The following is a 5,637-nucleotide window of genomic DNA, read 5'->3' on the forward strand; positions in this document are numbered from 1 at the left end:
TAGTGGATGGTGCGGTGGAGGGTGACGGTGGGGGTGAAGTTGGTTTGGGGGTCGTTGGTGTTGCTGGTGTGGGGGGCGTGTGCGGTTTCGTGGTCGAGGATGGTTTTGACTTGGTGGGCGAGTTCGTCGGCTTGGTGGGTGATTTGGTCGATGGGTAGGCGGGATGCTTTGAGGGCGTTGACCTTGCGGTTGATGTTGTTGAGTGCGTTGCGTGCCTGGGGGCTCAGGTGGAATTGGCGGGGTGTGGCCACGACGAATTGGTAGGCGGCGGAGATGGTTTCGCAAGTGGGGCAGTGTTCGTTTACGGATCTGCTGATGTTGGTGGCGTTGATGAGGCGGGCGTTGGGGCCGGAGGTGGTGATGATTTGGTAGGAGAGGGCGATGGAGCGGCAGGGGTTGTTCAGCGTGCAGCCGGCGGAGATGGCGGTGGCGCGGTTGTTGGCGGTGACGGCGATGGTGGGGCCGTATTCGTGGATGGTGAAGGATTGGTCGGTTTGGTTGGTGTGGGTTCTGTCGGCGTGGCTGTAGGCGGTGTCGACGGCGATGGCGGCGTGGGGGAGGGTGCTGGTGGGGTTGGGTGTGGCGCGTGCTGTGGTGGTGGCGGTGGTGAGGGCGAGGCCGGCGGTGACGACGGCGCCGAGGCGGACGGCGGTGGTGGTGTTTTTCGGGGTGCGGGGTTTGCGGTGGTGCATGGTCTTCTCCTGGGAGGGGATGGGGTGATGTGGCGTCAGGACTGGTTCGGGTTCGACGGTGTGGTCGCCGTGGGTGAGGGCGAGGCGGAGGGGGGCTGTGGGGGTGAGGAGGTCTGGGAGGGGGTTTCGGTAGGGGTGCGAGTGGGGGATGCGCTGGGCCGGGGGCGGGTGGGGGTGGCGCCGGGCGAGGTTGCGGGGCCGGGTGCGCGGGTGCCGGGGGCTTTGCTTGCTGGGGGTGTGGTGGAGGGTGTGGTTGTGGGGGTGCGCTGAACGCCTTCGGTCGGGTGCGGAAGTTGTGCGGAGGGGCTTTGACCGGGCGGGGCGGTGGGGGAGGGGCTGGTGGCCGGGCCGGTAGGGGCCGGTTGTGTGGGGCTGGGGTGTGGGGTGGGGGTGGGGGTGCGGGGTTGGAGGGCGGGGGTGGCGGGGGCTGCTTGGGGGAGGGGTTTGGGGGTGAGGCCTTGGGTCCAGGCGGTGGCGAGGACGGCGCAGGCGGCGGTGGTGGTGGCGGCGAGGGCGAGGCGGAGCAGGGGTTTGCCGTGGGTTGCTCGGGTGGTGGCGCGCCAGAGGCGGGTGGTGATGCGGGTGGTGAGGTAGGTGCCTCCGGCGAGGGGGCACAGGAGCATGAGGGTGCCGATGGTTCCGACGAGTCCGGCGGCGGGGTGTCCGTGGGTGAAGGCGGTGATGGTGCCGAGGGTTTGGTCGTGGAGGGCGCGGGTGGCGGTGGTGATGAGGCGGGGGAGGTTCCACAGGGCGTAGGCGGCTTCGGCGATGAGGAGGGGGACCATGGTGAGGACCCATACGGTGACGATGGTCCGTGCGGAGCGTTTGAGGTCGCTGACCTGGGCTTTGGCGGTGTGGTGGTGGGTGCCGGGGAGCAGGCTTCGCAGGATGGGTTTGATCTTGCCGTAGAGGTCGGGGACGCCGGCGAGGTCGCCGAGGATGTAGTAGCCGTCCAGGCGGACGGCGGGCATGAGTTGTTCGAGGACTTCGAAGTGGGCGAGGTAGACGGCGGCGAGGAGGAAGGGCTGGCCGGTGATGAGGTAGGCGGTGGTGAGGGCCAGCATGAACAGGACGTTGAAGTAGACGCCGCCCAGTCCGGTGCGCAGGCGGCCGGCTTTGCCGATGCGGTAGACGTCGGTGACGTCGGTGTACATGGAGGGCCAGATCAGGAAGATGCCGCAGCCGATTTTTCCCGGGACGGCTCCGCTGTAGCGGCAGGCGGATGCGTGTCCGAATTCGTGGAAGAGGAGGGAGGCGACGGTCAGCAGGAAGATGATGAGCATCCACAGGGGCTGCTCGAGGACTTGCAGGACGGCGGTCATGGCGCCGTGGACGGCGAAGAGCCAGACGTCCATGACGACGGCGCCGGCCAGGGTGAGGGCCACGATGGTGGGCCGGTGCAGCCAGGCGAGGGCGGCGGCGATGCGGGCCACGTGCCTCTCGTGGAAGATCGTTCTGTGGCCGCGCAGGGCGAGCAGCAGGTCGGAGCGGGGCGCCGCGGCCTGGTCGGGATCTCCGCCGGGGGGCAGGGTGATGCCGAGCGGGGTGAGTTTGTGCTCGACGAGGTGGAGGATGTTGTCGGTGGTGACTTCGGCGCCGTAGCGGCCGCTGACGCGGTGGGAGATGGCCTCGGCGTCGCGGATGCCGTCGATGCTGGCGACGACGAGGTAGAGCAGGCGGGAGAGCTGGATCATCTGTCCGTCGCCGCGGCGGACGATGTACCGGCGGTCGGTGAAGCCCGATCCCTTGTACTCGCCGAGGGTCTGCAGGTCCGGGCTCGGCTGCGGGACCGGTGCGAGGCCCCAGGTTCCGGGGGCGTGCGCGGTCGTGTGGGGTGCCGGGTGCGCGGGTTCTCCGGGCGGGTGGGCGTGGGGCGGGTGGGGGCCGGCTGCCTGCCCGGGGAGGTGTCCGTGGTGCGGGGGGTGGGTCTGCAGGGTGGTGCGGCTGGCGTGGTCGTCGGACGCCGGCATGGGCTTCTCCTGGGCGCGGTTGACGGTTCGGCTCATGGGCGTGGGTGTTGCGGCGCGGGCCCGTGGGAGCGTGCGCCGTGTCCTGGGCGGCTGCCCGGCTGCCTATGAGGGCGACGCCCGCACGGCCGCGGTCACCGGGCGGCGGGCGGGCGCGTGGTGGGGGCGGGCTGCGGTGCGGTGGGGTGCCGGGGGAGCGGTTCCGGCGCGGCGGGTCCGGCCGTTGAAGGCCGGTTGCGGCGGTGCGCCTGCGCGGCACTCCGGTGCCAACTGCGGTGGCACCGATACGGGTTGGTGCTTCGTCGGCCGTGGCGTTGCGTGGTGCACCGGCCGGGGGTGCGGGAGTTGCGCGGGGTAGCGCCGCTCTGCCCCGGTGTCTTGCGCCTGATTGCTCGTCAGCGGCCGTCGTGACGAGCGGTGGCGTTCTCCTCGCCGCGCGGGCTGGGTGTGGGCTTGGGGGTGCCGGGTAGGGCCGGGTCCGTCCACCGACCCGGCCCTGCCCGGCTTTGCGGTGTTACTGCTGCACGCTGATGCTCTGGGCGGCCTCGGACTGGGCGACCGCGTAGGGCGAGCACTGGTTCAGCGCGGCCGACTCGTTGTGCGCGTCCACGTGGGCCACCTTCTTGGTGACGGTGGTCATCTTGGCGAAGTTGAACGAGAACTTGCCGAGCGCCTCACGTCCCGGCAGCAGTTCCGCGGTCTCGGTCTCGAGCTGGTCCATGTTCATGAAAATGAGTCCTTTCATCCTTCAAGTGGTCTGTGAACAAAGCGATGTCCGGTGTGGCGTGGCCAGACGTGGTGTCGGGCCGCGTCTTCGGTTCTCGCCTTTTTCGAACCTGCCGGCGCGTTCCGGCTGACAGTGAGCGAGCAGCAGGCCGTCCGCACGGCCCGCGCCGGGAGGTTCGACGGACGGCGCGAAGTGCCTGGCCTGTCGCTGCCGGGTCATGCGGAAACCCGGCTGCTCGGGTCGGGGCATGGCGGAATCGGGGGAGAAGCCGCCCAACCGTCCGAAGTCTCCGAACAATTCGTTCGGAGGGCCTGGACATTAACCGAAGCAGAAGGAAAAGCGCAAACAATCCAAATGCGACATTCGTTCAAAGTCGCACGGCTGTTCTTCCGTCCGGCGTCAGCGGGACCGGCTGGGCTGTCCGTGCCCGCGTCCTCATCGGATCCGACCGTGCCTGCACGGCACCGTGGCCGGCGGACCGGCGGACCGGCGGACCGGCGGGCCGGCGGACCGGCAGGCGGGCACGGGCAGGCGGGCGGGCGGTCCGCCTGCCGGGTGCGCCGACCGGGTGCGGGAGCCGGGGGTGCGGGAGCCGGCCCCTTGCGGCGCCGGGGAGTGCGGCCGGCGCCCCCGCACGGCTGCTGCGCCCCGCATCCCGCAGGCGCGCCCCGGTCGGAGTGGGCGGCCCTGCGCCGGAGTTGGGGGGTCGGGGAGGTGATCGGCTGTCGTGGGGGAGTGGTGCTTCCCCAGGAGCGCGGCATGATGGCCGATGTCCCGTTCACCCGTGAGTCGTTCCGGCGCCTGCACCCGATCAGCGTGCCCCGGCCGGTGGCCCAGGTGCCGGACCGGGTCTGGACGCAGGAGGAGTGGGATCGGATCCGGCGCGGCTGTCGCGCCGGGAGCATGGATGAGAAGTGGAACGTCTTCGCCGAGGGCGATGTCCTGTTCATGCACCGGAGTTGGACCGGTCACGGCGTCTACGAGGTGTCCTTCACCCCCGCGGCCGGCCCAGGCAGGAGGATCGCCTCCGCCGTGGCCGAGGGCGACGCCCAGCGCTACCGGAACATGGGTGACGCGTACGACTGTCTGATGATGGAGCTGATCATCAGCGCGATCGTCCTGGGGGAGAGCGCCGCGGAACTCCGTTCCGGTCTGGTCGAGTTGACCGCGAGGGCTTCGGGAAGGAGTGATCTTCCCTCGGGTGCGGTGGAGCACAGTGTTCTGGGGCTGCGCTCCGGATCGTGAGTTCCGCGGCCCGGCCGGGGCCGTCACGGCCCTGGGCCCGGGTGGCGATGCCACGGACACGACGAGACAACCGGAGCGGGTGCACGGGGCTTGGCCGGATGCCGGAGCCCGCATCACCGCTACGTGCACAAGGGCCGGACCCTTGGTCGCCCGCGCCGGTACGGGCGTGGCTCTCGTCGGCCACCGGCTCACGTCGAAGAACAGCAGCGACTAGCATCTGCCGTGACATCGCGTGCCGGTCACCGGCTGGGTGAGGCATGGAGGTGTCAGGAGATGCCCTCGGAGGCATTCCGTGACAGTGCAGTTGAACCACACGATCGTCCACGCCCGGGACAACCGGGAGTCGGCAGAGTTCCTCGTCGGCCTGCTGGGCCTTGAGATCACCGCCGAGTGGGGCCCGTTCATCGCGGTCGGTCTGAGCAACGGCGTCACGCTGGACTTCGCCACGATCCCCGCCGACAAGATCACTCCCCAGCACTACGCGTTCTTGATCTCCGAAGAGGAGTTCGACGCGGCATACGCACAGATCACCCAGCGCGGCATCGAGCACTACGCCGATCCGCGCCGGCAGCAGCCCGGCACGGTCAACCACAACGACGGCGGCCGCGGTGTCTACTTCATGGACCCGGCCGGCCACGCCATGGAACTCATCACCGTGCCCTACGGCGGCTGGCCCGCGTAAGCACGGACGCCGAGGGCCGCACCCCGGTACCGGGTGCGGCCCTCGACCACTGCCGATACTCGTCGTACTCGTCGTACTCGTCGTACTCGTCGTGCTCGACGTGCTCGACGTGCTCGGGGCCGGCGTCCTGCGACCGCCTGCCCCACCGCCCGTCGCGGCGCCCCCCCCTCAGTGGATGGCGCCGCACGCCCGCAGAGGCCCCGTGAGCCGGCCCCGGCACCGAAGGCAACGGTGTCCGAGGAGACGGAGAGACTCCCTGTGGCTGTGGCTGTGGCTGTGGCTGTGGCTGTGGCTGTGGCTGTGGCTGTGGCTGTGGCTGTGGCC

5 protein-coding genes are annotated in these 5,637 nt (G+C 70.1%); 2 read left to right on the forward strand and 3 right to left on the reverse strand.

Annotated elements, in window-relative coordinates; all coding sequences use genetic code 11:
- The 3 genes from ACWCPN_RS33435 to ACWCPN_RS33445 all read right to left on the reverse strand — a co-directional run.
- A partial coding sequence (locus ACWCPN_RS33435) for a hypothetical protein (RefSeq protein WP_451214077.1) occupies nucleotides 1-692 on the reverse strand: 692 nt, incomplete at its 3' end.
- Between the two features lie 35 nt (nucleotides 693-727).
- Nucleotides 728-2,698 carry a hypothetical protein gene (locus ACWCPN_RS33440; RefSeq protein WP_451214080.1) on the reverse strand — a complete coding sequence of 657 codons (1,971 nt, stop codon included), beginning with the start codon at nucleotides 2,696-2,698 and terminating at the stop codon, nucleotides 728-730.
- 475 nt (nucleotides 2,699-3,173) lie between these two features.
- Nucleotides 3,174-3,386 (reverse strand): hypothetical protein, encoded by a 213-nt coding sequence (locus tag ACWCPN_RS33445; RefSeq protein ID WP_199209029.1) that lies wholly within the window; start codon nucleotides 3,384-3,386, stop codon nucleotides 3,174-3,176.
- Nucleotides 3,387-4,145: 759 nt separating this feature from the next.
- Between ACWCPN_RS33445 and ACWCPN_RS33450 the strand changes: the two genes are divergently transcribed.
- Both ACWCPN_RS33450 and ACWCPN_RS33455 read left to right on the forward strand, forming a co-directional pair.
- Entirely contained in the window at nucleotides 4,146-4,631 is a 486-nt protein-coding gene (locus tag ACWCPN_RS33450) for a hypothetical protein (protein ID WP_451214083.1), read from the forward strand.
- A 292-nt stretch (nucleotides 4,632-4,923) separates the two neighbouring features.
- On the forward strand, nucleotides 4,924-5,313 hold the full coding sequence (locus ACWCPN_RS33455) for a VOC family protein (protein WP_451214086.1): 390 nt from the start codon (nucleotides 4,924-4,926) through the stop codon (nucleotides 5,311-5,313).
- The last annotated feature ends 324 nt before the right edge of the window (nucleotides 5,314-5,637 follow it).

The sequence above is a fragment of the Streptomyces sp. NPDC002386 genome (genome assembly GCF_053593175.1).